We start from the raw sequence: 26,214 nt of genomic DNA on the forward strand, positions 1-26,214 counted from the left end.
GATCGGCCCGGCAGATATTCTGGCAATGTCGCGCCGCCCCTCATCTGCCTGCCGGCATCTTCTCCCCGTATAGTGACGGGGAGAAGGGGCAGCTTCAGCGTTGGCGCCCTTTCCTGCAACGCTGGCGATTGGCGAAATCATCGATGACGGCATCCTTCTCCCCGTCACTATACGGGGAGAAGTGCCCGGCAGGGCGATGAGGGGCAGCAGCAGCCTTGGTCAGCTTGCGTAAGAGATGGCCTTTGAGGCTGGGCACGGAGCCCAGTACTTCATTGGTTAGCTGCGGCCCTGTTTCGGCCTGCTGGATCAGCGTGGTGACGGCCGACGCCGGTCGACGCGGACATTCACCATCCGAGCGGCGGCTGCGGCAGCAGCGGAGCGCATTGCCAGCAAGGCAGCAACAGCAAGCACGAGCGCGCTTGCAAGGATCGGAGTAGACAAGGTCATGGCGTTGTTCCTTCTCGTCGGGCTCGCCGCTACGAGCGAGACCATCATCAGCTTCCTTCCATATTGTGGCGGCACCATCGACATTCTCTGAAATGACCAAAATGTGATGGGCGCGTTCCGCGGGGCCGCCGCATCGTTCGATGGCGCAAGCGTCACCCATCCGAGACTGGACCGTGCGAGCTTGCACCCTATCTTGATCCGCGAGTCATCCCGGAGTGACCGCGAGGTCATCCCGGAGTGACCATGAGGTCATCCCGGAGTGACCGTGAGATCATCTCCTAACGAGGAGCACGCCATGACGAAACCCACCGCCGAAGCCGTCAAACCTGCCAAACCTGCCATCACCCAGGCGATGATCGATGCCTATGACGAATACACGCATCTGACGCTCGACCGCCGCCGCTTCATGGAACAGCTGACCAGGCTTGCCGGATCGGGCGCGGCGGCGGCCGCGATCGCGCCGCTGCTTGCGGCGAATTCGGCGCAGGCGGCAATCGTCGCCGACAACGATCCGCGCGTGAAGGCTGAAGATATCACCTATTCCGGCAGCAGCGGTGAGATGAAGGGCTATCTTGTCAGGCCGGCGGACCAGTCCGGCAAGCTCGGCACCGTCATCGTGGTGCATGAGAACAGGGGGCTCAACCCGCATATCAAGGATGTGGCGCGGCGCGTTGCGCTGGAGGGGTTCGTGGCGCTGGCCCCGGATTTCCTGTCGCCGCTCGGCGGCACGCCCGCCGACGAGGACAAGGCGCGCGACATGTTCACCAAGCTCGACGCCAGCCATGTCACCGCCGATGGTGTGGCGACCATCGCCTATCTCAAGGGCGAGAAGGACGGCAACGGCAAGGTCGGTGCTGTCGGCTTCTGCTGGGGCGGCGGCACGGTCAACAATCTGGCGGTCAACGCGCCCGATCTCGCCGCCGGCGTCGCCTATTACGGCATGCAGCCGAAGGCCGAGGATGTGGCGAAGATCAAGGCGGCGCTGTTGCTGCACTATGCCGGGCTGGACGAGCGCATCGACGCCGGCATCGATGCCTACAAGAAGGCGCTCGACGCCGCCCATGTCGAATACACCGTCTATGTCTATGACGGCGTCAACCATGCCTTCAACAACGACACCTCGGCCGCGCGCTATGACAAGAAGGCAGCCGATCTCGCCTGGGGACGGACGATCGCTTTCCTCAAGGAGAAGCTGGCGTAAGCTTCAGGCCGCCGACGACGCCCATACGCTTTCATAGGCCGGCGACAGCGTAAAACCGGCCGGCAGCACCGAGACCGGGGGCGGGCGCCGCACGCCCTCCTGCAGATAGCGCAACGCCGACACCAGTCCGTTCATCGTGTAGGGCTTGGCGATGACGCCGATCGCGCCGGCGAAATGGTCGGGGATGCGTTTTGGATTGGCGGTCATGAACACCACCATGGAACGGTTACCCTCGCGGATATGCTCGGCAACCTCGACCCCGGTTGGTCCGTCGGCGAGGTGGATATCGACAAAGGCAATATCGGCATCGGCGGTATCAATCATACCTCTTGCTTCGGCCAACGATGTCGCCCAACCCACAACGCTGTGGCCGGCTTCCTCGACGAGGCTTTCCAGTTCCATCGCCAGCAACGCCTCATCCTCGACGATCAGGACCTTGAGCGGTTCGTTCATGACAGCTTCCCTTTCTGCTGCGGTTGGTTCGGCATCGAGATGACGACCTTTGTGCCCGGGCCGGCGTCGCGCCATTCGATGTCGGCATGCAACTGACGGGCAAGCGACTTGATCAGCCGCATGCCGAAAGAAGCATCGCCACTGGCCTCGGCCATGCCGACGCCGTCATCGGAAACCTCGATGTTGAAGTGGCCGTCGGGCTGGCTCATCTTGATGCCGATGCGCCCCGCGGTGGTGCCGTCCGGCTTTTCCTTGAAGGCATGCTTCAGCGCGTTGGTGACAAGCTCATTGACCATCAAGGCAACAGGCGTGGCTTTTTCGGCCGGAATGACGATGGGTTCGAGGTCCAGCGTCGGCTTGATCTCGGCGCGCCCCGATGCGGTCAGCAGGTCGGTGACCAGATCCCTGGCGAAATCCGAGACATCGAAGCGGCTGACATCCTTTGACTGGTAGAGACGGCGATGCACAGTGCTCAGCGCCTCGATGCGCTCCAGCATGGTGGTCAGGGATCGCTTCGTCGCTTCATCCTTGATTGCCCGGCTTTGCATGATGATCAGCGAGGAGATCATCTGCAGGTTGTTTTTCACCCGATGGTCGACCTCGTGCAGCAGCGTGGTCTGCGCCTCAAGGGCGGCCTCAAGCTCGCGCGTGCGTTCCTTGACAGCCTTTTCAAAGCGGTTCTTGTCGGCGGTGATGCGATCCTCGGAGCGCTTGCGATCGGAGACATCGAGCTGCGAGGCAAAGAAGAACAGGAGTTCGCCTTTGTCGTTGGAAACCGGGCTGATGTAGAGCGCATTCCAGAATGTCGAGCCGTCCTTACGGTAGTTCAACAGATCGATGGCGATATCGGTTCCCGCTGCTATCGCGTCGCGCACGCTAGCCACAGCTGCCTTGTCTGTCTCTGGCCCCTGCAGGAAGCGGCAGTTCTTGCCCATGACCTCGTCGCGCTCGTAGCCGGTCAGGCGCAGGAACGCGTCATTGGCAAAGACGATCGGATTGTCCGCCTGACGGGGATCGGTGATGACCATCGACATGCGGGTGGCGCGGATGGCGGCCGCGAACGGATCGCCCTTGCCGTGCTCGGCATGCAGATTGTCCGTCATGTGCCATGCGTCGGCCGGTTCCCTGGTCCTTTTCCAGTCCATGCTTTCACTCCAAGCCGTTTTTCAGGGGTCACAACGGCTTAGACGTGGAATTGGTTCAATCTTGATCTTCTTGTCGCAGGCAGCCGTTTGCGAAACCGAATCGCCGGTTGCGCAAACTGTCGAAATGAACGGTTTTTGAAGGTTGTCGGATGTAGCCGATTCGCTGAAAGCAGGGCTGGCGCCGACCTATAGAAATGATCAGGTCGCAATGGTCCGTGGCGGCGCTCGCCGGTGGCGGCTTTCTCAGAACAGCGGAAACATCAGGCGTGGCCACGCTTCATGCGCGCCTGCTTCAGGATGGCGCGCCAGCGGATCATGTCGAAGGGGATAGGCTCGTTGTTGTTGGCGATGTGGAAGATCTCGTTGTTGACGTTCTTCAACGAGCGCCAGAAATCATAGTCGGTGATGCGCGGATCGGCAGCCAGCCTGTCCACCTCGACCTTGATGTCGGTTTTCATGCACGTTCCTCGAACCGCCTGTTGCCCGCCGCCCGCATCGCAACTCGCATGGCACCGTTCTCAAACGGTCCGCTGAGTCGTTCAATGGCCCAAATGGCTTGTTCACGTTAAAACCTTGGTAAGGTTAACGCGGGCGTGGCAGCGCTTCAAGCGGTCCTGCGGCGAATACCGATCGAACGGCCGGCGCGTTCGGGCATCGGCAGTGCAGAGTGGGCGGCGCGCATGGCTTTCACCTTGGCCTGCACATCGGCGGGGAAGGGCGCGACTTTCGGCCCGGACATGTCGACATGCAGCGACAGGGTTTCGGAAGTGGCGGCGAGCCAGCCATCGACATGGCGGATTTCCTGGTAGGCCCGCAGCCGCTTGTCGTCGTGATCGATCAGCTGGAAGGATACGACGACCTTGTGTTCGAGGTGCAGTTCCTGGACATAGCAAACATGGACTTCGGCCGTGTAGATGGTCAGGCGCCGCTCTTTGACATAGTCCAGCCCCATGCCCATCGCCTCGAACGCCTCATCCGACCAGCGGTCGAACAACACGTTGTAATAGGCCATGTTGAGATGGCCGTTGTAGTCGATCCAGTCCTTCTCGATGTCCATCGGTTTGGAAACGAAGGGGGCAGGGATGGGCATGGAAACTTCCTTGTTCTGGTGCTGGACCGAGTTCAGGGGCTGGACAGGGCGTGGACGCTGAGACTAGAGCGGTTCACCGTCTCGCGGAAACGGTGAACCGCTTTAGTTTTTGTTTTGACGCAATCCCGGACGGAAAACCGCTTCACACTTTTCCTGGAATTGCGTCATGTGCATCCATAATCGCATAACAAGCGTGGACGCTGGTCCATTCGCGGAGGAATTCATGGCTCTGAGCGACCTAAATCCGGTCGAACGCAACGAGGAAGGCATCGCCGTCGTGCTCGGCATTCTCAAGCAGCAGCTCGGCGAACGCTTCCAGACCGGCGCGGCGATCCGCTCGCAGCATGCGCACACCACCACCTATATTCCGACGCAGGCGCCGGACGGTGTCGCCTTCCCGGAGACGACGGACGAGGTGCAGGAGATCGTGCGCGCCTGCGCCGCGCACCGCGTGCCGGTCATCGCCTTCGGCGTCGGTTCCTCGCTGGAGGGCCACACCAACGCGCCGGGCGGCGGCATCTCGGTCGACACCTCGCGCATGAACCGCATCCTGGCGGTCAACCCGGAGGATCTCGACTGCACGGTCGAGCCTGGCGTAACGCGCGAGGATTTGAATCGGCACCTGCGCGATACCGGCCTGTTCTTCCCCATCGATCCCGGCGCCAATGCCTCGCTCGGCGGCATGGCGGCAACGCGGGCCTCCGGCACCAATGCGGTGCGCTACGGCACGATGCGCGAGAACGTGCTGTCGCTGACAGCTGTCATGGCTGATGGCGAGACGGTGACGACCGGCAAGCGGGCGAAGAAGAGCTCGGCCGGCTACGATCTGACGCGGCTTCTGGTCGGCTCGGAAGGCACGCTCGGCATCATCACCTCGCTGACCTTGAAGCTGCAAGGCATTCCGCAGGCGATCTCCGGCGGCGTCTGCCCGTTTCCGAGCCTCGAGGCAGCTTGCAACGCGGTGATCGCGACCATCCAGATGGGCATTCCGGTGGCGCGCATCGAACTGGTGAATGGACTGCAGATGCGGGCGATGAAGAATTACTCGAAGCTCGATTACCCCGAGAGCCCGTGCCTGTTCGTCGAGTTCCACGGCAGCGATGCCGGTGTCGCCGAACAGGCCGAAACCTTCGGTGCCATTGCTGAAGACAATGGCGGCGGGCCATTCCTTTGGACCAGCGTCGCCGAGGAGCGCACGAAACTCTGGAAAGCCAGGCACGATGCTTATTGGGCGTCGCTGACGCTACGGCCGGGCGCCAAGGGCCTTTCGACCGATGTCTGCGTGCCGATCTCGCGGCTGGCCGAATGCGTTGCCGAAACCGAGGCCGACATTGCCGAGATGGGCCTGGTTGCGCCGATCGTCGGCCATGCCGGCGACGGCAATTTCCATGTGCTGGTGCTGATGGATGTCAACGACCCCAAAGAGATCGCGCTGGCGGAGAAATTCGTCTCGCGGCTGAACATGCGGGCGATCGCCATGGACGGCACCTGCACCGGCGAACACGGCATCGGCCAGGGCAAGATCGGCTTCCTGCGCCATGAGCTCGGCCATGGTGTCGACATCATGCGCTCCATAAAAAAAGCGCTCGACCCGCAAGACATCATGAACCCAGGCAAGATATTACCTGCATAGCCGAAATGTGAGGAGCGGCAATGGATACCCTGATTATAAGGGCATCGCTTGGCAAGACACTGTTATTGCTGTCGGCCAGCCTCTTCTTTGTCCTGGCCTGCGCTTTCCTGATTTATGTCTCCGAGGACGGCGACACCGCCGGCCTTTGGTGGTGCGTGGCCTTTTTCGGGCTGGTCGCGTTGGTGTTTGCCTGGCAGCTTGTGCGGCCGCAGATTCTGGTGCTGAACGGACAAGGTTTCAGTCTCGGCGGAGGCCTTGTTCGATCGCCCAAGCTGGTCCCCTGGAAGAATATCGAAAGCTTCTTCGTCGTCCATCGCCGGCGCAGGATAGGCGATATGATCGGGTACAATTTCGCACCGGGGGTCAAGAAAAGCTCCGTCATGGGCAGCGTGACCAAAAGCCTCGGCGCCGAAGCCGCATTACCGCAGGGCTGGACATTGTCGCCTGAGGAGATGGTGGTGCTGCTGAACGAATATCGCCGACGGGCCATGGCAGGATAGTCTCTTGCGCACAGGCCGGACCGCGGTCAAAGGCGTCCAAAAATCTCTGCTCTTCCAGATACATCAGAGATCAAGCAACTCTGGATGAATTGCCTCTTTATCGACACGCTGATGCGGGTAGAGTGCGGCTGACTTTCAATCAACCCGTTCGGAGCTGATGCTCGCACGCCTGTTCGTGATCTTCGGTGGCTTGTTTGTGCTGGTGCTGGTTGCGGCGCTGGTGGTGCCGTATTTTGTCGATTGGACCGGGTACCGCGCCCAATTCGAGCGCGAGGCGAGCGCCATTCTCGGCCGCAAGGTGACGGTGCAAGGCGACGCCACGGCGCGGCTGTTGCCGTTCCCCTCGGTGACCTTCTCAAACGTCACGGTCGCCGGCGGCCCCGGCGGCCAGCCGGCAATGACCGTCGAGACCTTTTCGATGGACGCGGAACTGGCGCCGTTCCTGCGCGGCGAAGTGCTGATTTTCGACATGCGGCTGGTGCATCCGAAGGCGACGATCGACATCGCCGATAACGGCACGGTCGACTGGGCGATACGGCCGTCCTCGCCCTTCGATCTCAACCAGATCTCGATCGAGAAGCTCACGGTGACGGAGGGAGAAATTGCGCTCCGCCATGCCGCAGGCGGGCGCAGCCATCTGATTTCCGAGATCAATTCGACCATCTCTGCCAAGTCGCTGGCCGGGCCGTGGCGCATGGACGGAACGTTGCTGCTCGACGGACTGCGTTCGACGGTTGCGGCTTCGACCGGCAAGGCCGAAGGCAGCGGCCAGATGCGGCTGAGGCTCAAGGTCGATCCCGATGCCTATCCACTGGTCATCGAAACCGACGGCAATGCAGGCATCGTCAATGGGGCTGCCGTCTATTCCGGCCAGTTCAAGATTTCCGGCAACGACAAGAATTCGGCTACGCTGCGCGGCAGCGATGGTGAGGTTGTCGAGATCAATACGGGCAAGGTCAGCGCCGGCAAGCCCGATCCGGGCTTCCGGCTGAACGGCAAGTTCTCGCTTGATCACCAGAAGCTCGGCGTCGACGAATTCCGCTTCGAGACCGGGCCGCTCGACAATCCCTACACAGCCGACGGCAAGGCTTCGGTCGATCTCGGCCTTAGGCCGAACTTCGCCATCGAGGCCAATGGCGCGCAGGTGCAACTGGACGAGGCGGTGGGCGCTGAGAAGGGCGCCGGCCTGACGCTGGACCAGCGCATTGCCGGAATCGAGCAGGCGCTGCTCGAACTGCCGAAGCCGAGCATCCCCGGCACTGTCGAGGTCAAGCTGCCGGCGGTGGTGGCCGGCGACACCACGGTGCGCGACGTGCATCTCTCGGCCGAGCCGGTCGAGGGCGGCTGGTCGGTGAAATCGCTGGCCGCGACCTTGCCCGGGCGCACGACGCTGGAAGCCAGCGGCATGCTCAGCGTCGAAGATCATTTCGGTTTCAGCGGCTCCATGCTGCTGGCGGTGGCGCAGCCTTCCGGCTTTGCTGCCTGGTTGTCGAAAGATGTCGACGAGGCGATCCGCCGGCTGCCGGCCGCCGGCTTCAAGGCCAAGGTGGACCTGTCGGAGAAGCGCCAGGCGTTCAGCGATCTCGAACTGATCCTCGGCAAGTCGAAGTTCACCGGCCGCATCGATTCCAACCAGCCCGACGACGCCAAGTCCTCGGTGCTGATGCGGCTCGAGGGCGGCGAACTCGATGTCGACGGGCTGACGGCCTTCGCCTCGATCTTCGTCAGCCACAAGGGCGCCAACCGCTTTTCCGACCGTGACCTCGATTTTCAGATCAAGGCAGGGCCGGTCAATGCCGGCGGGCTCACCGCCGACACGGTCGATACCGCGCTCCGGCTCCGCGACGGGCTGCTCGAAATCGACCGGCTGTCGATTGGCGGCCTTGCCGGCGCCTCGATCAGCGCCACCGGCCGGATCAAGGATTTTCCGGCAAGCCCGACCGGCAAGCTCGATGCCTCGGTGGTCGCCGTCGATCTGAAGCCGCTGATCGACATTGCCGCGCAACACTATCCCGACAATCTGATGCTGAAGGGACTGGCTGGCCGCACGGCCGCCTATCCTGAACTGTTCCAGGACGCGCGCGTCGATCTGGTGGCGAGCGCCGCCGACAATGGCGACGGCACGACCGGGCTGGCGGTGAGCGGACAAGGCAAGGCCGGCGGTTCGGCCTTTTCGGCGTCGCTGTCGGGCAAGGGTGCCGTCGGCCAGTTGCTCGACGCGCCGGTGACGGTGACCTTCAACGCCAAAAATCCCGACGCCACCGTGCTGCTGGCGCTCTACGGCCTGCCGGCGCTGCCGCTCGGCATGCTCGGCCAGGCAAGCACCGATATTTCGGCCAAAGGCACGTTTGGCGGCGGCCTGGCGACGAGCTTCAATTTCGCCGCCGACGACTTCAGGGCGACGTTCGACGGCACCGTTGCTCAGACACCGCAAGGCGCCACCGCCAAGGGCAAGATCGGCCTCGACGCCTCCGACATCGAGCCCTGGCTGATGACGACCGGCGCCGGCCTGCCGGGCATGGGAACGGGCACCTCGACCTCGCTCAGCGCGGATGCCGATTTCGGCAATGGCCTGCTGGTGTTGAGCGGTCTCAGCGGATCCATCAACGAGTCGGAGATTTCGGGCGACGTCAACATCGATGCGAAGCAGGGGCTGCCGCATTTTGCCGGTGCGCTGGCGCTCGACGAACTGGACCTCGACCCGATTGCGGTTGCGCTGTTCGGTGACCAGTCGTTCCTCAGCAGCAACGCGAACTGGCCGACGGCGCCATTCAGCCAGAAATCCAGCCTGCCGTTCAGCGCCGATCTCGATCTGACGACGGCGACGCTTGCCGCCGGACCGCTGGCGACAGCCTATGATGCGTCGCTGTCGTTGAAACTGGACCAGGAAGGCATCCGCGTTTCGGACCTGAAGGCAAAACTGCTCGGCGGCGCGCTCACCGGATTGTTCGAGTTGAAGAACACAGACGGCACGGGCCTGTTCTCCGGCCAGATGAGGCTTGCCGGCGCTGACCTGGCGACTGTGCTGCCGGCTGCCGGATTGAGTGGCAACGGCGATTTCTCGACAGGGCTGTCGACCAGCGGCAAATCGGTCGACGCGATGATTGCCGCACTCTCCGGCTCGGGCACGGCGGCGCTGAAAGGCCTCACCATTGCCGGCGTCAATCCCGATGCCTTCGGCGCGTTGATTGCCAAGGCCGATGCGATCGGGCGCGACATCGACGTGGCCAAGACCGCGGGCTTTGCGCCGCAGATTGCCGGCGACGGCAGCTTTGCTGCCGGCGATGCCGACATCGCCTTCACGGTCGCCGGCGGCACGTTGCGGGCACCACCGATCAAATTCGAAAACCAGGCGGCGACGCTGTCTGCCGACATCACGGCCGACCTCAACACCGGTACCGTCGCCACCAAGGGCGCGGTCACCTACAAGCCTGGCGACGAGGCGCTGGTCGGCTCCGATCCGACGGTCAATTTCAGCGTCGATGGGCCGTTCGGGGCGCTGAAGAAGCAGTTCGACAGCGAGCCGCTGGCGCAATTTTTGACACAGCGCGCGCTGGAAAAGGAGCAGCAGCGGGTCGAGGCGATGCAGGCAGCACTGCTCGAGAAGCAGCGGCTGCGGCGCGAGGTGCGCTACTACGCCGCCCTGCAGACCGAGCGCGACAACGCCGCCGAGGAATTGCGCAAGCAGGAGGAAGCGGCACGGCTCAAAGCCGAGGCCGACGCCAAGGCGAAAGCGCAGGCCGACGCAAAGGCACAGGCCGAAGCGGATGCCAAGGCCAAGGCGGATGCCGAAGCAAAGGCCGATGCCGATGCGAAAGCGCAGGCAGAGGCTGACGCAAAGGCCAAGGCAGATGCGGACGCGAAAGCCCAGGCCGAAGAGCAGGCTGCCGAAGACGCCGCCAAGGCCGAGGACGAACGGAAGAAGGCCGAACAGGCTCGGATCGCTTCGCAGGAAAAAGCCAGGCTGGAGGCCGAGCGCAAGGCTCAGGAGCAGGCGCCGAAGGTCGACCGCTCACTTCCCGGCGTCAATGACGGTTCGGCCCCGGCGCCGCCGAAGCCCAGGACAAATCCGTTCTCGGTCGACAATTTGCTGAAGTCGCTGGGCAATTAAAAACCATTCAGACAGCGCCGCGCTTGGCCCAGTCCAGCACATGCAGCCTGAGCGCCGAGGACAGGTTCGCATCGCGCGGTCTTGTCTCGTCGATCTCCGCGACCAGGGCAGCAAGCGTCAGCTTGCGCGCGGCGGCGATGGCGACGAGATCGTCATAAAAGGGTTTTTCGAGGGAATAGCTGGTGCGATGGCCGCGGATGGTCACCGAGCGTTTTTCGACCGGGCTCACCGCAGGCCGTCCATCAATCGCCCTGGTCTTCCGGGCGTTCGCGGCGGTGGCCGGCGACGAATTTTTCGGCCTTGTCCGATGTAAGACGGTCACGAGTTCTTTCGGCTTTGGAACGGCCGTGCAGAGCGCGGTTCTCGCCGGCGAGCTTTTCGTTTTCGGTGCGCGCCTTCTGCTTGCGGACCTGGCGAAGGTTGACGATTTCGCCCATGTCGCGCCGACCGTCCCGCTACTTCTTGCGGAAGGCGTCGAGCGACACGACGTCGGCGCCCTTGCCGGCGGCGGCATCGGCCACGGCGGGCTTTTTCTCGACCTCGGTGGCAGCTGCCCTCTTCTCGGCCTTCGGCTTTTTCTCGGAGACGATAGCCAAAGGCTCGGCAGCCGGCTGGGCGGCTGCATCGTCTTCCGCCGGGACGTCGGTCTTAACGTCGAATTCGAGTTCGAAATTGACCGATGGGTCGTAGAAGCCGCGTACGGCCGAGAACGGAATTTCCAGCTTCTCCGGCACGTCGGAGAAGGACAGCCCGACCTCGAAGCCGGTATCGGTCACCTTGAGGTCCCAATACTGGAACTGGATGACGATGGTCATCTGTTCGGGATAGCGCTCGCGCAGCCTGGAGGACACCCGCACGCCCGGCGCGCCGGTCAGGAATGTGATGAAGAAATGATGATTGCCGGGAAGGCCGGTGCGCGCGACTTCGGCCAGGACCTTGCGCATGACGCCGCGCAATGCCTCCTGGGCCAGAATGTCGTAGCGGATGTGGTCGTCGGCCATGTGCTGGTCGGGTTCCGTTGAATCGTCCGCATAGCTGTAATCAAGCTTGAGCGCGGCGTAAACCGGATATAGATCGCTGATGCGCCGAAGCGAAGCCCGTAACGGACGATTTGATCGCCTGCTTTGGCGTTCAGGCGCTGGCCAGCTGTTTTTCCACCGCTGCCGCTGATCTGCGCTTGCCGAAGGCGCGCAGGAATGTGCGCACGCCGTGGGTCGCGGATTGCAGCACTTCATCTTCCGACGGCATGCCGCCGAGCATGAAGGTGGTCTGCAGTTCGGCGTTGGCTAGCGCCAGGAACTGGCGTGCGGCGACATCGGGATCGTCGACCGCGAGATGGCCGGCATGGGCGAGGCGGGCAAAACGGGCGGCAAGTGCCGGCCAGGTCCGGCCCGGCCCCTGGTCGCGCCATTCGGCGAAGAGCTCGGGATAGCGCTCGCCTTCGGTCTGGATCAGCTTGCGCAGGAAGCGTCCGTCGCGGTTGCAGATGCAGTTCTGATTCATGCGCACGGCAAAGCCGATCAGGTCGGCTTCCAGATCCTTCGGCTGGTCTGGGAAAGAGGCGAAGGTGGCGAAGATGCCGGCATTGCAGCGCTCCGTCAGATCGCGCACCACAGCCATGAAGAGCTTTTCCTTGTCGCGGTGGTGATTATAGATGGTCTGGCGCGACACGCCGGCCTCCACCGCGATCAGGTCGATATTCGCGCCGGCAAAGCCTTCCCGGCAAAAGACCGAAGCCGCCGCATCGATAATCGACATACGCTTGGCCTCGTGGCCGCGTGGGGGGAAAATGTCAGGAGAAACGGCAAGCTTCATAGAAATCTATATAGAGGTGATTGACGAATTAGACAAGGCTGTCTAAATTTGTGGACACAATAAATGGGGAATTCGCTCCGTAGAGACGAATAATCTCGCTCTGAGCCGTCGGATTTCAACGGGATGGAACGTCCTAGGGTTAGTCGTCGCGTTGGCGGCGCCAACCAGACTTGAAAGAAGCCTTTATCATGAGTCCCAAATTCCTCAGCATCGCGGTCGTGCTCGGCCTGTTGTCCGCTATCGGCCCCTTCGCCATCGACATGTATCTGCCGGCGTTGCCTTCGATCGGCGAAGATCTGCATGCCGGCACCGCCGCCGTTCAGATGAGCCTTTTGATCTTCTTCCTGTCGATGGGCTTCGGCCAGATCGTCGTCGGACCGATCTCCGACATGGTCGGCCGCAAGCTGCCGCTTTACGGCGGCCTTGCGCTGTTCATGGTCGGCGGTATCGGTTCGGCCATGAGCCCGACCATCGAATGGCTGATCGCCTTCCGCTTCCTGCAGGGACTGGGCGCCAGCGCCGGCATGGCGGTGCCGCGCGCCATCGTGCGCGACCTGCACACCGGCACCGAAGCCGCCAAGCTGATGTCGCTGCTGATGCTGGTGTTTTCGGTGTCGCCGATCCTGGCGCCGCTGACCGGCAGCCAGATCATCGAGAATTTCGGCTGGCGCGCCGTGTTCTGGACGGTGACGGGCGCGGCCCTGCTGGCCACCATTCTGCTGGCGACCTCGCTGAAGGAGACGCGGCCGGCGGAAGAACGCGTCGGTTCCTCCTTCGGAACCGCACTCGCCGGCTATCGCTTCCTCATGGGTGACCGCAATTTCCTCGGCCTGGTGGCGATCGCCGGCTTCGGCATCGCCAGCTTCTTCGTCTACCTCTCGAGTTCGTCCTTCATCCTGATCGACCATTACGGGCTGTCGCCTTCCGTCTACAGCGTGTTCTTCTCGATCAATGCGGTGGCCTTCATCGGCATGTCGCAACTGACGGGGATGCTGTCGGAGCGCTTCGGGCTGAAGCGCGTCGTCTGGGTGGCGGTAACCGGCTATGCCACGACGATGGTTGTGCTGTTCGCAGTCATGGCGACCGGCGTCGACCGGCTCGATGTTATGGCGGCACTGCTGTTCGTCGGCTACGGCTTCCTTGGCCTAGTCATCCCGACGACGTCGGTGCTGGCCATGGAAGAGCATGGCGAGATCGCCGGCACGGCCTCGGCGCTGATGGGCACGCTGCACTTCGCCATCGGTGCGCTGGCGATGGGCGTCGCCGGCATCTTCTTCGACGGCACCCCGCTGCCCATGGTGGCCGGCATCACGCTCTGCGCCGTAATCTCGTTCACGCTGGCCAAACTGACGCTCGGCCGCTCGCGCGAAGCCGTTGAAGCGCCGGCCGAGTAAGCTGACCGCAATCGACCGGAAAGGCCGGGTCATCCCGGCCTTTTTCACGTCTGGGGTAATCCGGCCCGGCCAGAACCACGGCCTTCGACCGACGCCAGCGGCAAATTGCACCAGCTCATGGCTCAATTTGGTGTAGGCTTCGCGGCCCATCGTCATGCGAAATCCGGCCAGCGGCAGCCGGCATTGAGCGTACGATATCGAGGAGGGGAGAAGTGGAGGTTTCTGTTGCCAGGTACCTCCGAACCCCGCCTAGAAGTGCGAACCTCTAGGGCTTGATTTGAAGCTATCGCACCGCTTACGCGGCGAGACGTGCTTCCGCATAGTTGTCATTTGCAACTACAGGTTTAGCCCGATGACGGTGGTACCATGCCGGGCAAAAGTACGATCTTTACACCTTCGTCGATCCTATTTCGCCCCCAGCAACAGCCGCTCTGATCACAGAGCGGTTCTTGGTGGAGGCGCCGGGTACCGCCCCCGGGTCCGAACGGCTTATTACATCGCCCATTTATCGCCATAGTCGGTCAAGCCCGACAAAACGAATATAGGGGGGCGGCGCACAAAATGAAAGGCCGCAATGACACTTCTTGGCCGCACCAAACTGCGGCGCCGAGGGTTGACTCGCGCGCGGTCTCAACCGAAGCTTTGCGACGGTGAGGAGTACCGACCGAGCGCACAAGTTGCGGCAGCGCGCCACAGCCCTCATCGATCGGATCCCGTGGCGCCGACATGGGGAAATTTGATGGCCGATTATCTCGCAGACGTGAAGAAATACGACGCCGCCGCAAATGCCGATGTGGTTGCCAAGATTGTGAAACATCTGGGCATCGCGCTGCGCAACCGCGACTCCTCGCTGGTATCCTGCACCGACCCCAAGGAATTGGAGCGCGTCAAGACCAACTGGGTTGCCAAGAAACTCGGCGTGACCGACGGGGCGAAAGCCGAGTCGGCGATCGAGAAGACCTGCAAGGCGTTGGCCGCCGACAGCTCCAAGAGCCGCGTGACTTTCTACTATCTGGTCGCCAAGGATCTGGGCAAGCTCGGCTCTTTGTAGAGATTATTTCCGATAGGCAGAGCGCGCGTTTGATTTTGCTCCTCACCGGAGGTCAGCACCGCCCCTCATTGCCCTGCCGGGCATTTCTCCCCGTATAGTGACGGGGAGAAAGGGCTGACCGCAGCCTTGGCTCTCTCTCTCGAACAAGCTTGTGATTGGCGAAACCGCTGATGACAGCGCCCCTCTCCCCGTCCCTATACGAGGAGAGGATGCCGGCAGGCAGGTGAGGGGCAGCGCCACCTCTTGAGAGATGGGGCAAGCCGCGTTCTGGTCCCTTTTGCTGTGTTCGGCCGGCGGCCAGTCGGTTATGATGGCGGTAACCCCGAATCGAGGCGAAGCCGATGCGCCAGTATCTCGACCTTTTGCAGCATGTGCTGGACAATGGCGCCGATCGTGGCGACCGCACGGGCACCGGCACGCGTGGGGTGTTCGGGTACCAGATGCGCTTCGACCTGTCGCGCGGCTTTCCCGTCACCACCACCAAGAAGCTGCATCTGAAGTCGATCATCCATGAACTCCTGTGGTTCCTGGCCGGCGACACCAACATCAAATACCTTAGAGATCATGGCGTTTCGATCTGGGACGAATGGGCCGACGAGAATGGCGATCTCGGCCCGGTCTATGGCAAGCAGTGGCGCTCCTGGCCGGATGGCCATGGCGGGTCGATCGACCAGATTGCCAATGTTCTGAAGGAGATACGCAGAAATCCGAATTCACGCCGGCTGATCGTTTCGGCGTGGAACCCGGCCGAAGTGGAGGCGATGGCGCTGCCACCGTGCCACTGCCTGTTCCAGTTCTACGTCTCGGAGGGCAAGCTGTCCTGCCAGCTCTACCAGCGCTCGGCCGACATTTTTCTCGGCGTACCCTTCAACATCGCTTCCTACGCGCTGCTGACCTTGATGGTGGCGCAGGTGACCGGGCTGAAGCCCGGCGAGTTCGTCCATACGCTGGGCGATGCGCATCTCTATTCCAACCATTTCGAGCAGGCGCGCGAGCAATTGCGTCGCACGCCCAAGGCGCTGCCGACGCTGTGGATCAATCCGGAAGTGAAGGACCTGTTCGCCTTCCGCTTCGAGGATTTCCGGCTGGAAAACTATTTTGCCGACGCGTCGATCAAGGCGCCGATCGCGGTCTGATCCGCCCACCTTCAATCAATGCCGACCATGACGCCCGATGCCTTGATCACGGCATAGGCCTGCTTGCCTTTTTCGAGCTCGAGATCGGCAACGGCCTCGTTGGTGATCGAAGCGGTGACGACTGAGCCGCCGACATCACCGCGGACAGGCGAGGTGCTTTGGCGATCTCGACGATCGTTCCCTTGAGGATGTTGCGGGCGCTGATCTTCATCGGAGTTCCTTTCCGGGATTTCGGTGCACGTCCAAACCACAACAATCATGCCGAACATACGCTTTCGCAGGAGGCGGCCTTCCCTTGTTATATTCATCCAGATATATCGGTCGGCAGGAGTCGAGCCAGCAGATTTCAAGCCCAGGGAGAGTTTTCATGTTGGGGCACAAAGGTTTTGGTTTGAGGGCGATCGCGATTGGCGGCTTTGCCGTAGCTCTGATGGCCGTGATGCCGGCGGCTCACGCGGGAGACAAGGTGATCGTGTTTGCCGCAGCCAGCCTCAAGGACGGGCTCGACGCCGTCACCAAGGCCTGCGAAGCCGATGTCGGTGAAGCGGCGACCGTCTCCTACGCCGCGAGCTCGGCGCTGGCCAAGCAGATCGAAAGCGGGGCGCCCGCCGATGTGTTCATCTCGGCCGACCTCGACTGGATGAAATATCTCTCCGACAAGAAACTGACCAAGCCGGACACCGAGGTGAAACTGCTCGGCAACCACATCGTGCTGGTGGCGCCGAAGGATTCCAAGGTCGAAACCAGGATCGAGAAAGGCTTCGACCTCGCCAAGCTGATCGGCGACGGCAAGCTCGCCATGGGCGACGTCAAGGCGGTGCCGGCCGGCAAGTATGGCAAGGCGGCACTTGAATCGCTCGGCGTCTGGTCGTCGGTCGAAGGCAAGGTGGCGCAGGCCGAGAATGTGCGCGCCGCGCTGAAGCTGGTTTCAACGGGCGAGGCCGCGCTCGGCATCGTCTATGCCACCGACGCGCATGCCGACAAGGGAGTCAAGGTGGTCGGCACCTTCCCGGAGGATTCGCACCCGCCGATCATCTATCCGGTTGCCCAGACCACCGATTCGAAGGACAAGGATACCCCGGCTTTCCTGAAGTGCCTGCAGTCCGCCAAGGCGGTGGAGCTGTTTAGGGATCAGGGTTTCACCGTGCTCACGCCGAGCAATTAAGGTAGCGGCTGACGCATGAACTGGCTGCTGGACCTCACTCCCGACGAATGGAATGCGGTCCGGCTGTCGATCAAGGTGGCGACGGTGGCGATGCTGTTCAGCCTGCCGCCGGGCATCTTGATGGCGCTTTTGCTGGCCCGCGGAAAATTCTGGGGCAAGACGCTGCTCAACGGTGTGGTTCACCTGCCGTTGATCCTGCCGCCGGTGGTGACAGGTTATCTCTTGCTGCTTACCTTCGGCCGGCGCGGGCCGGCGGGAGCGTTCCTGGCCGAGCATTTCGGCATCGTCTTCTCGTTTCGCTGGACCGGCGCCGCACTGGCCTGCGGTATCATGGGCTTTCCCCTGATGGTGCGGGCGATCCGGCTGTCGATCGAGGCGGTCGACCGCAAAATGGAGGCAGCGGCGGGAACGCTCGGCGCCAACCCGATTTGGGTCTTCGCCACCATCACGCTGCCGCTGATCCTGCCCGGGCTGATCGCCGGCTCGATCCTGTCCTTCGCCAAGGCGATGGGCGAGTTCGGCGCCACCATCACCTTCGTCTCCAACATTCCCAACGAGACGCAGACGCTGCCTTCGGCGATCTACACCTTCACGCAGGTGCCTGGCGGCGATGACGGGGCGCTCAGGCTGACGCTGATCTCCATCGTCATCTCGATGGCCGCATTGGTCGCCTCGGAAGTGCTGGCGCGGCGCGTCGGCCGGCGGATGGACATCGAATGAGCGTGCTGGTGGACATCAGCCATCGGCTCGGCGGTTTCGCCGTCGACGCGCGTTTCGAAAGCGCCGGGCGGCTGACGGCGCTGTTCGGGCCATCGGGCTCCGGCAAGACGACGCTGATCAACGTGATCGCCGGCCTGATCCGGCCGACCAAGGGCCGTATCGCGGTCGACGGCTGTGTGCTGGTCGACACCGATGCCGGCATTTTCGTGCCGAAGCACAAGCGCCGGATCGGCATGGTGTTCCAGGACGCGCGGCTGTTTCCGCATATGAGCGTGGCCGGCAATCTGCGCTATGGCCGCTGGTTCACGCCACCGGCGGAGCGCTATGCGGATGTCGACGCGGTCGTCGAACTGCTCGGCATCGGTCCTCTGCTCGACCGGCGACCGGCAAAGCTCTCGGGCGGCGAGAAGCAGCGCGTGGCGATCGGCCGGGCGCTGCTTGCCAGCCCGAAACTGCTGTTGATGGACGAGCCGCTGGCCTCGCTCGACGATGCGCGCAAAGCCGAGATCCTGCCCTATATCGAGCGGCTGCGCGACGAGACCAAGCTGCCCATCGTATATGTCAGCCACTCCGTCGCCGAGGTGGCGCGGCTGGCCAGCGACGTGGTGGTGATGGCGCAAGGCAAGGTCGCTGCCTCAGGCCCGACCGGCGCGATCATGCAACGGCTCGAATTGCTGCCGGCGGAGGAACGCGGCGAGGGCGGCGCGGTTCTCGACACCAAGGTGCTGCGCCATGACGAGATCTTCGGGATGACCGTGCTCGGCTCGGCGGCGGGGGAAATCCGGGTGCCGCAATTGGCGGTCTCGGTCGGCGCGCCTGTGCGCATCCGAATCCGCGCCCGCGACGTGATGATCGCCACCGAACAGCCGAAAGGTCTCAGTGCGCTCAACATCCTGCCGGGCGCCATCGTCGCAATCGGCTCGGGCGAGGGGCCGACGGTCGAAATCGGCATCGACTGCAATGGCGCAACCGTGCTTGCGCGCATCACCGAACAATCCAGGCAGGTACTGAACCTTCAACTCGGCGGCAAGGTGTTCGCGGTGATCAAGACGGTCAGTTTCGACCGTGCCAACACCGGCGCCGGGCTGCCGGCCGAAGCGGATGGCTGATAGCCGCTATATCGTTTTGGAATAGCGCTATGGGTCGAGAGGGGCTAGTGTGACTGTGGAGGACAAGAGATGCCGTCGCTGAGCCTGCGGATAAATCTCGATCCGGACGGGCGCATAGGTCCGGGCAAGATCGAATTGCTGGAGCAGATCGCCACTTTCGGCTCGATCTCGGCTGCGGCACGCGGCATGGAGATGTCCTACAAGCACGCCTGGGATCTGGTGGAAGATATGAACCGTGTGTTCGGCAAGCCACTGGTCGCGGCGCAGACCGGCGGCAAAAAGGGCGGCGGCGCACAGCTGACCTCAGTTGGCCTTGCAGTTGTCAGCCGTTTTCGCGCTATCGAGCGCGCTGCGGCGGCAGCGGCGGCCACGCATATGGACGCCTTGCAGGCGGAGATCGATGCTGGGTGAGGGTTGAAGCTTGCGATCCGTCACACCCCCCTCTGTCCTGCCGGATATCTCCCCCGCAAGGGGGGAGATCAGCTAGCCCGTAGACGGGCGCTAATCTGTTAGGCGATTGGCGAAATCCTCCGTGACGGCCAATCTCCCCACTAGAGGGGGAGATGTCCGGCAGGACAGAGGGGGGCGCGAAGGAACTCGACCTTTGAGCGCGCTATTCCTCGGGCTCTCCTGCTTTACGCAGCAGATAGGTGTCCATGATCCAGCCCTTTCTTTTCCGGGCTTCTTCTCTCGTCCTCTCAATCTCCTCGCCGACATCACCCAGGCGACCGGAAACGATGATCTCGTCCGGTGTGCCGAGATAGGCGCCCCAATGGATGATCAGATCCTTGTCTGCCAGCGTGTTGAAGGCGCATTTGCCGTCGAGCATGACCACGGCGCTGCCGGCATTGTGCGGCATGCCTTGTTCGGCGAGGCGGCGGCCGGTGGTGATCAGCACGGGGTCGCCGATGCGGTTCAGCGCCATCTTGTGGCCGGCGGCTAGCGCCTGGACGGCGGTGATGCCGGGAATGACCTCCAGTTCGAATGCGACATTGCCCCTCAGTCGTACGCGCGCGAGGATGCGCAGCGCGCCGTCATAGAGCGAGGGGTCGCCCCAGATCAGGAAGGCGCCGCAGCCGTCCTCGGCAAGTTCGTCGCGGACTAGGCTCTCATAGATCTGGGCGATGGCCTCGTGCCAGTCATCGACGGTCGAGCGATAGGAAGGCGCCGGCTCGGCGCGCACCGGCACGTCGAACTCGACGCGGCGCGATTTCGGATTGCTGACGAAACGGTCGCAGATATGGCGGCGCAATTCGGCAAGGTCGTTCTTCTTCGCCCCCTTGTCGGGGATAAACAGGACGTCCGCCCGGTTTAGGCCTGATATGGCCTGCACGGTCATATGGTCGGGATTGCCGGCGCCGATGCCGATGACGAGAAGCTTGCGCATGACGCGAACTCCTGCCCGATCGAAACCTGTTAGTCCAGACCGCCGATTGGCGTGTCCAGACACTGTGGCGTCCTGCTGGGAGACGGAAGGCTTTGAAACGCCACATTGAAACGGCTAGGGTCGCGGCATTCTTGGCGAGGGGCTTCGATGTTGCAATATGTTCTGTCCGTAGCGCTGGCGCTTTTTGCCGTGCCCGCGCTGGCCAATGATACGACCGCCGAACTCGGCACAGGTGGCCTGATCCTGTCGCGTAGCGACGCGGTGTCGATGCAAAGCGAGGATCTCTATATCTCGCCGGAAAAGATCACGGTCGACTACGTCTTCCACAACAACACCGACAAGGATGTAAATGCCATCGTCGCTTTTCCGCTGCCGGACATCGAAGGCAATCCGGAGGAAATGCCGGCCATCCCGGAAAACCAGAGCGACAATTTCCTTGGCTTCGAGGTGACGATCGACGGAGCGCCGGCAAAGCCGCAGCTCGAGCAGAAAGTGTTCGCTGTCGGCATCGATATCGGCGCCGATCTGAAGGCGCAGAACGTGCCGTTCAATCCGTTCGGCGATGCGGCCAAGGCGGCCCTGGCGAAGCTGCCGAAAACGGTTGCCGAGGATTGGGAAAACCGCGGCATCATCATCGACGATACGGGCAGCGACGGTACCGAGGCGAACAAGGTCTATACGCCGTGGTGGCAGTTGCGCTCGACCTATTGGTGGCGCTCGACATTTCCGGCCAACAAGGATGTCCATGTCTCGCACCGCTACAAACCGAGCGTCGGCGGCACGTCATCGGTCAGTTTCTTCTATGACGGCAAGTTCTCCGAGGGCAGCCAATATACAAGCTACAAGACCCGGTTCTGCATGGACGACGCGTTCGAGGATGCGGTGCGCAAGGCGGCCAAGGACGATCCGGACGGTTATCCCAAGTTTTACGAGAACCGTATCGCTTATATCCTGACCACCGGCGGCAACTGGGCCAATGGCAGCATCGGCAAGTTCAAGCTAACCGTCGACAAGGGAAATCCGAAAGCGCTGATCTCGTTTTGCGGCGACAATGTCAAGAAGGTCGGGCCGACGACCTTCGAGACGGCGGCGCAGGATCTCTATCCCGAGCACAACATCGACATATTGCTTTTGGAGCCGTCGGATGACGGCGCCGGGGGAGCCAACTGATGGACGTCGCGATCTATGTCGCCATTGCGCAGAACGGCGTCATCGGGCGCGACGGCGGCTTACCGTGGCGGCTGTCCACCGATCTCAAGCGCTTCAAGGCCGATACGATGGGCAAGCCCGTCATCATGGGCCGCAAGACTTATGAAGGCATCGGCCGGCCGCTGCCGGGCCGATTAAACATCGTGGTGACCCGCGACAAGGCCTGGCGCGCCGAGGGCATAGAGGTGGCGCACTCGCTGGAGGCAGCGATCCAGCTGGCCACGGTGCGCGGGCGTTGCATGGCCGGCGTCGACGAAATCTGCATCATCGGCGGCGGCGAGATCTATGCGCAGGCGCTGCCGCTGGCAGACCGGCTGCACGTCACCCATGTGCTGGCGGCGGTCGATGGCGACGCGCATTTTCCCGACATCGATCCGGATTTGTGGCGCCTTGTCAGCGCTCAGGACGTTCCGGCCGGTGAAAAGGACAGCCATGCGACGCGCTATTCGGTTTACGAGCGACGCCGCGGCGTGCATTGAGACGATAAAAGGGTCGCGAACGTCCAAAACGGACATGCTCGGCAGCGGATCGCGTTGAAAGCGCATCGCTGCGTCCCTATAGAAGAACAACTGGATTTTGCGCCGCAACGTCGGCGCTGAGGGAATCCCAAGCGAAAGGACATTCATGCCCTGGAACGACAAGAGCGGCGGCGGCGGCCCATGGGGCGGCGGCGGCAACAATCAGGGACCCTGGGGGCAGGGACCGAAGGGGCCTAGCGGCCCGCCGGGGTCACCTCCCGATCTCGAAGACATCATCCGCCGCGGCCAGGACCGGCTGCGGCGCGCGCTGCCCGGTGGCGGCGGCGCCAGCCCGGCCGTCTTTGCGCTGATCGCAGCGGCTCTGATCGTGCTGTGGGCGTTCAAGGCGGTCTACACCGTGCAGCCGGACGAGGTTGCGGTCGAGCTGCGCTTCGGCAAGCCGAAGGCGGAGCTGTCGCAGCCGGGTCTGCATTTCCATTGGTGGCCGGTCGAAACCGTCGAGACGGCCAACATCGCCGAACAACTCGTCGATATCGGTGGTGGCGGCGCGACGAGCGGCAACTCGTCGGGGCTGATGCTTACCGGCGACCAGAACATCGTCAACGTGCAGTTTTCGGTGGCCTATCAGGTCTCCGATCCCCGGGCCTATCTGTTCGACGTCTCCGATCCCGAAGGCATGCTGCAGCAGGTCGCAGAGAGCGCCATGCGCGAAGCGGTCGGCCGGCGACCGGCCCAGGACATCTTCCGCGACGACCGTCAGGGCATCGCCGCGTCGGTGCGTGAAATCATCCAGACGACGCTGGACGGCTACAAGGCCGGCCTGAATGTCAACGCGGTTTCGATCGAGGACGCGGCGCCGCCGCGTGAAGTGGCCGACGCGTTCGACGAAGTGCAGCGCGCCGAGCAGGACGAAGACAAGTTCGTCGAGCAGGCCAACCAGTATTCCAACCAGAAGCTTGGCCAGGCGCGTGGCGCCGCGGCGCAGATCCGCGAGGACGCGGCAGCCTACAAGAACCGTGTCGTCCAGGAAGCCGAAGGTGAGGCGCAGCGCTTCATCTCGGTCTATGACGAATACGCCAAGGCGCCCGACGTGACGCGCCGGCGGCTTTATCTGGAAACGATGGAGAAGGTGCTGAAGGATTCCAACAAGGTCATCGTCGAACAGGGCAATGGGCAAGGGGTCGTTCCCTATCTGCCGCTGCCGGCACTGCAGCCGAAGGCGCCGCCGCCTGCGACCACGGGAGGAGCCCAGTGATGGCCAATCGTCTTCCCATCATCGCGGTCATCGCGGCCGTGCTTCTGTTCCTGCTCTACTCCTCGGTCTTCGTGGTCAACGCGCGCCAGCAGGCGCTCGTGCTGCGGTTCGGCGAGATCGTCGACGTGAAGAATGAACCCGGCATCTATTTCAAGGCGCCTTTCGCCTTCTTCGACGCCGACAGCGTGCAATTGATCGAAAACAGGGTGCTGCGCTTCGATCTCGACAACATCCGCGTCCAGGTTTCGGGCGGCAAGTTCTACGAGGTCGACGCTTTCATCGCGTACCGCATCTCGGATCCGCGCGTGTTCCGCTCAGCCGTGTCCGGTCAGATCACACTGGCCGAAGCACGACTGAGGACGCGTCTCGATGCGGCGCTGCGCCGTGTCTACGGTCTGCGCGACTTCGAGGCGGCGCTTTCGGAAGAGCGGGCCGTGATGATGCGCGAAGTGCGCGATCAGCTTCGGCCCGACGCCACCTCGCTCGGCCTGCAGATCGAGGATGTGCGCATCCGCCGAACCGATCTGACGGCCGAGGTTTCGCAGCAGACCTTCGACCGCATGAAGGCCGAACGTTTGGCCGAGGCCGAACGGCTGAGGGCACGCGGCAAAGAGGCCGCGCAGCGCATCACCGCCCGCGCCGACCGCGAAGTGGTGGAAATCGTCGCCGAAGCGCGCAAGGAATCGGAAATCCTGCGTGGTGAAGGTGAAGCCCAGCGCAGCGCGACCTTTGCCGACGCCTACAAACGCGATCCGGCGTTCTTCGACTTCTACCGGTCCATGAATGCCTATGGCACGGCGCTGGACAACTCCGGGACGACGATGGTGCTGTCGCCGAACTCGGAGTTCTTCCGCTTCTTCCGCAATCCGGACGGGACGGACGCGAAGCCGGCTGCGCCTGCGGCTCCGGCGACGGCACCTGCCGCGCCGGCTGCACAACCTGCACCCGCCCAGTAGGGCGGTGCAGGATTTCCTTGCGGCCATAGGCCTGGTCTGCGTCGTAGAGGGTCTGGTCTATGGCGGCTTTCCCGGCCTTGCCAAACGTCTTGCCGGCGAAGTGCTGTCGACGCCGGAAATTGCGCTGCGCATCGTCGGGCTGGTGGCGATCGCCATTGGCGTCGGCATCGTCTGGTTGGTGCGTGGCTGAGGACCGCTGATCTAACCAATTCCAGGAAAAGTGTGAGCGGTTTCCGTCCGGAATTGCGTAAAAGCAAAGAGATTGAACGGTTCGCCGTTTCCGCGAGACGGCCAACCGTTCTAGAAGGTGTAACGGAGGATTTCTCCTCCTGATGTGGCCATAGCCGCAAACGTGCCGTATTTCTTGCCAACATGACGCGACGCGGCGTTTTGCCGAAGCGCTTTTTCTTTTCAGCAATCCGGGAGGCTTTCGATGACATCCAACACCCTTCTGCGCGCGGCGCGGCGGACGTTCATCGCAGGTGCTGCGGCACTTATGGTCGGCGCGCTTGCCGTTCCGGCTTTCGTGACGCCGACGGTGGCCGCGGACGGACCGGCTTCGGTTGCCGACCTCGCCGAAGGCCTGCTCGGTGCGGTGGTCAACATCTCGACCTCGCAGACCGTGAAGGGCACGGAAGGTCCGGGCGCGGTGCCGATGCCGCAGCTGCCGGAGGGTTCGCCGTTCCAGGATTTCTTCGACGACTTCTTCAAGAACCGTGGCGGCGACAAGGATGGCGGCGCGCAAAAGGTACAGTCGCTGGGCTCCGGCTTCGTGGTCGACGCCGAGCAAGGCATTGTCGTCACCAACAACCACGTCATCGCCGATGCAGACGACATCGAGGTGAATTTCTCCGACGGCGTGACGCTCAAGGCGACGCTGGTCGGCACCGACACCAAGACCGACGTGGCGGTGCTCAAAGTCGACCCGAAGGGCCACAAGCTGACGGCGGTGAAATTCGGCGATTCCAACAAGATGCGCGTCGGCGACTGGGTGATGGCGATCGGCAATCCGTTCGGCCTTGGCGGCACGGTGACGGTCGGCATCGTCTCGGCCCGCAACCGCGACATCAATTCCGGCCCCTATGACGACTTCATCCAGACCGACGCCGCCATCAACCGCGGCAATTCCGGCGGGCCGCTGTTCAACAGCCTGGGCGAGGTCATCGGTATCAACACGGCGATCATCTCGCCGTCGGGCGGCTCGATCGGCATCGGCTTCTCCATCCCCTCGCAGCTTGCCTCGGGCGTCGTCGACCAGCTGCGCCAGTTCGGCGAGACCCGTCGCGGCTGGCTCGGCGTGCGCATCCAGCCGGTGACCGACGACATCGCCGAGAGCCTCGGCATGGCCACCGCCAAGGGCGCGCTGGTGGCCGGCGTCATCAAGGGCGGACCGGTCGACAACGGCACAATTCTCGCCGGCGACGTCATCATCAAGTTCGACGGCAAGGACATCCATGAAATGCGCGACCTGCCGCGCGTCGTGGCGGAAAGCCCGGTTGGCAAGGCGGTCGACGTGATCATCGTGCGCAAAGGCGTCGAGCAGACGGTGAAGGTGACGCTCGGCCGGCTTGAGGACGGCGAGAAGGTTGCCGCCGGTGAGGACGGCACTACCGATGAGGACAAGGGCGGCGACAAGGCGCCCGCGGTCTCCACGGCCTCGGTGCTCGGCATGACCGTCGGCGAGCTCAATGACGACACACGGAAAAAGTTCGGCATCGCCGCCGACGTTTCCGGCGTCGTCATCACCGACGTCACCAAGGATTCGGCTGCAGCCGAGCGCGGCATCCAGGCCGGCGAGGTGATCACCGAAATCGCCCAGGAATCGGTCGCGACCCCGAAAGACGTCATGGACCGGATCGGCGCGCTGAAGGAGCAGGGCCGCAAGAATGCGCTCTTGATGCTGGCGTCGAAGACAGGCGAGTTGCGCTTCGTGACGATCCGGATGGATTGAGTCCGGT

27 protein-coding genes, 1 other RNA gene and 1 pseudogene are annotated in these 26,214 nt (G+C 62.9%); 17 read left to right on the top strand and 12 right to left on the bottom strand.

Features of this window, described 5'->3' with window-relative positions; genetic code table 11:
• Positions 1–94 precede the first annotated feature (94 nt).
• Positions 95–607: a hypothetical protein gene (locus tag NKJ58_RS06980; protein ID WP_155922556.1), complete on the bottom strand. Its 513-nt coding sequence runs from the start codon at positions 605–607 to the stop codon at positions 95–97.
• A 135-nt stretch (positions 608–742) separates the two neighbouring features.
• On the opposite strand from NKJ58_RS06980, the gene NKJ58_RS06985 reads away from it, so the two are divergent.
• The gene (locus NKJ58_RS06985; protein WP_023735955.1) at positions 743–1,648 is read left to right on the top strand and encodes a dienelactone hydrolase family protein; all 906 of its coding nucleotides are present in this window, start codon (positions 743–745) and stop codon (positions 1,646–1,648) included.
• Positions 1,649–1,651: 3 nt separating this feature from the next.
• On the opposite strand, the gene NKJ58_RS06990 is transcribed toward NKJ58_RS06985, so the two are convergent.
• The 4 genes from NKJ58_RS06990 to NKJ58_RS07005 all read right to left on the bottom strand — a co-directional run bounded on the left by NKJ58_RS06990 (position 1,652) and on the right by NKJ58_RS07005 (position 4,336).
• Positions 1,652–2,101, bottom strand: coding sequence for a response regulator (locus NKJ58_RS06990; protein WP_023668313.1), 450 nt, complete (start codon positions 2,099–2,101; stop codon positions 1,652–1,654).
• Positions 2,098–3,246 (bottom strand): histidine kinase dimerization/phosphoacceptor domain -containing protein, encoded by a 1,149-nt coding sequence (locus NKJ58_RS06995; RefSeq protein ID WP_352519602.1) that lies wholly within the window; start codon positions 3,244–3,246, stop codon positions 2,098–2,100. The genes NKJ58_RS06990 and NKJ58_RS06995 overlap by 4 nt, the downstream gene beginning before the upstream one ends.
• Before the next feature lie 260 nt (positions 3,247–3,506).
• Complete coding sequence (locus tag NKJ58_RS07000) at positions 3,507–3,704, bottom strand: hypothetical protein (protein ID WP_013531006.1); 198 nt, start codon at positions 3,702–3,704, stop codon at positions 3,507–3,509.
• Positions 3,705–3,850: 146 nt separating this feature from the next.
• Positions 3,851–4,336, bottom strand: a complete 486-nt coding sequence (locus NKJ58_RS07005) for a thioesterase family protein (RefSeq protein WP_352519601.1) — start codon at positions 4,334–4,336, stop codon at positions 3,851–3,853.
• A 223-nt stretch (positions 4,337–4,559) separates the two neighbouring features.
• Here NKJ58_RS07005 and NKJ58_RS07010 point away from each other — a divergent pair, with 223 nt between their 5' ends.
• The 3 genes from NKJ58_RS07010 to NKJ58_RS07020 all read left to right on the top strand — a co-directional run bounded on the left by NKJ58_RS07010 (position 4,560) and on the right by NKJ58_RS07020 (position 10,580).
• The gene (locus NKJ58_RS07010; protein ID WP_023714754.1) at positions 4,560–5,969 is read left to right on the top strand and encodes an FAD-binding oxidoreductase; all 1,410 of its coding nucleotides are present in this window, start codon (positions 4,560–4,562) and stop codon (positions 5,967–5,969) included.
• Positions 5,970–5,989: 20 nt separating this feature from the next.
• Positions 5,990–6,469 carry a hypothetical protein gene (locus NKJ58_RS07015; protein ID WP_023815557.1) on the top strand — a complete coding sequence of 160 codons (480 nt, stop codon included), beginning with the start codon at positions 5,990–5,992 and terminating at the stop codon, positions 6,467–6,469.
• A 157-nt stretch (positions 6,470–6,626) separates the two neighbouring features.
• Entirely contained in the window at positions 6,627–10,580 is a 3,954-nt protein-coding gene (locus tag NKJ58_RS07020; protein ID WP_352813154.1) for an AsmA family protein, read from the top strand.
• A gap of 7 nt (positions 10,581–10,587) precedes the next feature.
• Here the strand turns inward: NKJ58_RS07020 and NKJ58_RS07025 are convergent, their stop codons facing one another.
• From NKJ58_RS07025 to NKJ58_RS07040, 4 genes are all read right to left on the bottom strand, one after another.
• Positions 10,588–10,809: a ribbon-helix-helix domain-containing protein gene (locus NKJ58_RS07025; RefSeq protein ID WP_023668319.1), complete on the bottom strand. Its 222-nt coding sequence runs from the start codon at positions 10,807–10,809 to the stop codon at positions 10,588–10,590.
• Between the two features lie 13 nt (positions 10,810–10,822).
• Entirely contained in the window at positions 10,823–11,017 is a 195-nt protein-coding gene (locus NKJ58_RS07030) for a DUF4169 family protein (RefSeq protein ID WP_023688061.1), read from the bottom strand.
• 18 nt (positions 11,018–11,035) lie between these two features.
• The gene (locus tag NKJ58_RS07035) at positions 11,036–11,581 is read right to left on the bottom strand and encodes an SspB family protein (RefSeq protein WP_023688062.1); all 546 of its coding nucleotides are present in this window, start codon (positions 11,579–11,581) and stop codon (positions 11,036–11,038) included.
• Positions 11,582–11,711: 130 nt separating this feature from the next.
• A complete protein-coding gene (locus tag NKJ58_RS07040) occupies positions 11,712–12,395 on the bottom strand; it encodes a TetR/AcrR family transcriptional regulator (RefSeq protein ID WP_023668320.1) in 684 nt (227 codons plus the stop codon).
• A gap of 188 nt (positions 12,396–12,583) precedes the next feature.
• On the opposite strand from NKJ58_RS07040, the gene NKJ58_RS07045 reads away from it, so the two are divergent.
• Entirely contained in the window at positions 12,584–13,789 is a 1,206-nt protein-coding gene (locus tag NKJ58_RS07045; protein WP_352519598.1) for a multidrug effflux MFS transporter, read from the top strand.
• 211 nt (positions 13,790–14,000) lie between these two features.
• Here the strand turns inward: NKJ58_RS07045 and ssrA are convergent.
• Positions 14,001–14,360: a transfer-messenger RNA gene (gene ssrA / locus NKJ58_RS07050) on the bottom strand.
• Positions 14,361–14,528: 168 nt separating this feature from the next.
• Here ssrA and NKJ58_RS07055 point away from each other — a divergent pair.
• Positions 14,529–14,840 (top strand): DUF2853 family protein, encoded by a 312-nt coding sequence (locus tag NKJ58_RS07055; RefSeq protein ID WP_352519597.1) that lies wholly within the window; start codon positions 14,529–14,531, stop codon positions 14,838–14,840.
• Positions 14,841–15,181: 341 nt separating this feature from the next.
• Positions 15,182–15,976 carry a thymidylate synthase gene (locus NKJ58_RS07060; protein WP_023682098.1) on the top strand — a complete coding sequence of 265 codons (795 nt, stop codon included), beginning with the start codon at positions 15,182–15,184 and terminating at the stop codon, positions 15,974–15,976.
• Positions 15,977–15,987: 11 nt separating this feature from the next.
• On the opposite strand, the pseudogene NKJ58_RS07065 reads toward NKJ58_RS07060, so the two are convergent.
• Positions 15,988–16,187 (bottom strand): annotated as a pseudogene (locus NKJ58_RS07065) (TOBE domain-containing protein).
• Between the two features lie 156 nt (positions 16,188–16,343).
• Between NKJ58_RS07065 and modA the strand changes: the two are divergent.
• The 4 genes from modA (at position 16,344) to NKJ58_RS07085 (ending at position 19,381) form a co-directional block, all read left to right on the top strand.
• Positions 16,344–17,141, top strand: a complete 798-nt coding sequence (gene modA, locus NKJ58_RS07070; RefSeq protein ID WP_023735950.1) for a molybdate ABC transporter substrate-binding protein — start codon at positions 16,344–16,346, stop codon at positions 17,139–17,141.
• 15 nt (positions 17,142–17,156) lie between these two features.
• Entirely contained in the window at positions 17,157–17,861 is a 705-nt protein-coding gene (gene modB / locus NKJ58_RS07075) for a molybdate ABC transporter permease subunit (RefSeq protein WP_023667413.1), read from the top strand.
• Positions 17,858–18,970, top strand: a complete 1,113-nt coding sequence (gene modC / locus NKJ58_RS07080) for a molybdenum ABC transporter ATP-binding protein (protein WP_023741674.1) — start codon at positions 17,858–17,860, stop codon at positions 18,968–18,970. The genes modB and modC overlap by 4 nt, the downstream gene beginning before the upstream one ends.
• A gap of 69 nt (positions 18,971–19,039) precedes the next feature.
• The gene (locus NKJ58_RS07085; RefSeq protein WP_023667411.1) at positions 19,040–19,381 is read left to right on the top strand and encodes a winged helix-turn-helix domain-containing protein; all 342 of its coding nucleotides are present in this window, start codon (positions 19,040–19,042) and stop codon (positions 19,379–19,381) included.
• Between the two features lie 202 nt (positions 19,382–19,583).
• Here NKJ58_RS07085 and cobF read toward each other — a convergent pair whose 3' ends face one another.
• Positions 19,584–20,357, bottom strand: coding sequence for a precorrin-6A synthase (deacetylating) (gene cobF, locus NKJ58_RS07090; RefSeq protein ID WP_023741673.1), 774 nt, complete (start codon positions 20,355–20,357; stop codon positions 19,584–19,586).
• A gap of 147 nt (positions 20,358–20,504) precedes the next feature.
• On the opposite strand from cobF, the gene NKJ58_RS07095 reads away from it, so the two are divergent.
• The 6 genes from NKJ58_RS07095 (at position 20,505) to NKJ58_RS07120 (ending at position 26,207) form a co-directional block, all read left to right on the top strand.
• A complete protein-coding gene (locus NKJ58_RS07095) occupies positions 20,505–21,527 on the top strand; it encodes a DUF4424 domain-containing protein (RefSeq protein ID WP_352852893.1) in 1,023 nt (340 codons plus the stop codon).
• Entirely contained in the window at positions 21,527–22,045 is a 519-nt protein-coding gene (locus NKJ58_RS07100) for a dihydrofolate reductase (protein ID WP_023667408.1), read from the top strand. Before NKJ58_RS07095 ends, NKJ58_RS07100 begins: the two co-directional genes overlap by 1 nt.
• Positions 22,046–22,190: 145 nt before the next feature.
• Positions 22,191–23,300, top strand: a complete 1,110-nt coding sequence (gene hflK / locus NKJ58_RS07105; RefSeq protein ID WP_023682090.1) for an FtsH protease activity modulator HflK — start codon at positions 22,191–22,193, stop codon at positions 23,298–23,300.
• Entirely contained in the window at positions 23,300–24,256 is a 957-nt protein-coding gene (gene hflC / locus NKJ58_RS07110) for a protease modulator HflC (RefSeq protein ID WP_023750917.1), read from the top strand. The genes hflK and hflC overlap by 1 nt, the downstream gene beginning before the upstream one ends.
• Before the next feature lie 4 nt (positions 24,257–24,260).
• Positions 24,261–24,446 (top strand): DUF2065 domain-containing protein, encoded by a 186-nt coding sequence (locus NKJ58_RS07115; protein WP_352852894.1) that lies wholly within the window; start codon positions 24,261–24,263, stop codon positions 24,444–24,446.
• A 243-nt stretch (positions 24,447–24,689) separates the two neighbouring features.
• Positions 24,690–26,207 carry a DegQ family serine endoprotease gene (locus NKJ58_RS07120; protein ID WP_023682088.1) on the top strand — a complete coding sequence of 506 codons (1,518 nt, stop codon included), beginning with the start codon at positions 24,690–24,692 and terminating at the stop codon, positions 26,205–26,207.
• Positions 26,208–26,214 lie beyond the last annotated feature (7 nt).

This window comes from Mesorhizobium sp. M0139, from assembly GCF_040322455.1.
GTDB lineage: Bacteria > Pseudomonadota > Alphaproteobacteria > Rhizobiales > Rhizobiaceae > Mesorhizobium.

Coding starts and splice junctions, on each gene's coding strand:
- NKJ58_RS06980 (WP_155922556.1), bottom strand. CDS start 607: ATGGGTGACGCTTGCGCCATCGAACGATGCGGCGGCCCCGCGGAACGC.
- NKJ58_RS06985 (WP_023735955.1), top strand. CDS start 743: ATGACGAAACCCACCGCCGAAGCCGTCAAACCTGCCAAACCTGCCATC.
- NKJ58_RS06990 (WP_023668313.1), bottom strand. CDS start 2,101: ATGAACGAACCGCTCAAGGTCCTGATCGTCGAGGATGAGGCGTTGCTG.
- NKJ58_RS06995 (WP_352519602.1), bottom strand. CDS start 3,246: ATGGACTGGAAAAGGACCAGGGAACCGGCCGACGCATGGCACATGACG.
- NKJ58_RS07000 (WP_013531006.1), bottom strand. CDS start 3,704: ATGAAAACCGACATCAAGGTCGAGGTGGACAGGCTGGCTGCCGATCCG.
- NKJ58_RS07005 (WP_352519601.1), bottom strand. CDS start 4,336: ATGCCCATCCCTGCCCCCTTCGTTTCCAAACCGATGGACATCGAGAAG.
- NKJ58_RS07010 (WP_023714754.1), top strand. CDS start 4,560: ATGGCTCTGAGCGACCTAAATCCGGTCGAACGCAACGAGGAAGGCATC.
- NKJ58_RS07015 (WP_023815557.1), top strand. CDS start 5,990: ATGGATACCCTGATTATAAGGGCATCGCTTGGCAAGACACTGTTATTG.
- NKJ58_RS07020 (WP_352813154.1), top strand. CDS start 6,627: ATGCTCGCACGCCTGTTCGTGATCTTCGGTGGCTTGTTTGTGCTGGTG.
- NKJ58_RS07030 (WP_023688061.1), bottom strand. CDS start 11,017: ATGGGCGAAATCGTCAACCTTCGCCAGGTCCGCAAGCAGAAGGCGCGC.
- NKJ58_RS07035 (WP_023688062.1), bottom strand. CDS start 11,581: ATGGCCGACGACCACATCCGCTACGACATTCTGGCCCAGGAGGCATTG.
- NKJ58_RS07040 (WP_023668320.1), bottom strand. CDS start 12,395: ATGAAGCTTGCCGTTTCTCCTGACATTTTCCCCCCACGCGGCCACGAG.
- NKJ58_RS07045 (WP_352519598.1), top strand. CDS start 12,584: ATGAGTCCCAAATTCCTCAGCATCGCGGTCGTGCTCGGCCTGTTGTCC.
- NKJ58_RS07055 (WP_352519597.1), top strand. CDS start 14,529: ATGGCCGATTATCTCGCAGACGTGAAGAAATACGACGCCGCCGCAAAT.
- NKJ58_RS07060 (WP_023682098.1), top strand. CDS start 15,182: ATGCGCCAGTATCTCGACCTTTTGCAGCATGTGCTGGACAATGGCGCC.
- modA (WP_023735950.1), top strand. CDS start 16,344: ATGTTGGGGCACAAAGGTTTTGGTTTGAGGGCGATCGCGATTGGCGGC.
- modB (WP_023667413.1), top strand. CDS start 17,157: ATGAACTGGCTGCTGGACCTCACTCCCGACGAATGGAATGCGGTCCGG.
- modC (WP_023741674.1), top strand. CDS start 17,858: ATGAGCGTGCTGGTGGACATCAGCCATCGGCTCGGCGGTTTCGCCGTC.
- NKJ58_RS07085 (WP_023667411.1), top strand. CDS start 19,040: ATGCCGTCGCTGAGCCTGCGGATAAATCTCGATCCGGACGGGCGCATA.
- cobF (WP_023741673.1), bottom strand. CDS start 20,357: ATGCGCAAGCTTCTCGTCATCGGCATCGGCGCCGGCAATCCCGACCAT.
- NKJ58_RS07095 (WP_352852893.1), top strand. CDS start 20,505: ATGTTGCAATATGTTCTGTCCGTAGCGCTGGCGCTTTTTGCCGTGCCC.
- NKJ58_RS07100 (WP_023667408.1), top strand. CDS start 21,527: ATGGACGTCGCGATCTATGTCGCCATTGCGCAGAACGGCGTCATCGGG.
- hflK (WP_023682090.1), top strand. CDS start 22,191: ATGCCCTGGAACGACAAGAGCGGCGGCGGCGGCCCATGGGGCGGCGGC.
- hflC (WP_023750917.1), top strand. CDS start 23,300: ATGGCCAATCGTCTTCCCATCATCGCGGTCATCGCGGCCGTGCTTCTG.
- NKJ58_RS07120 (WP_023682088.1), top strand. CDS start 24,690: ATGACATCCAACACCCTTCTGCGCGCGGCGCGGCGGACGTTCATCGCA.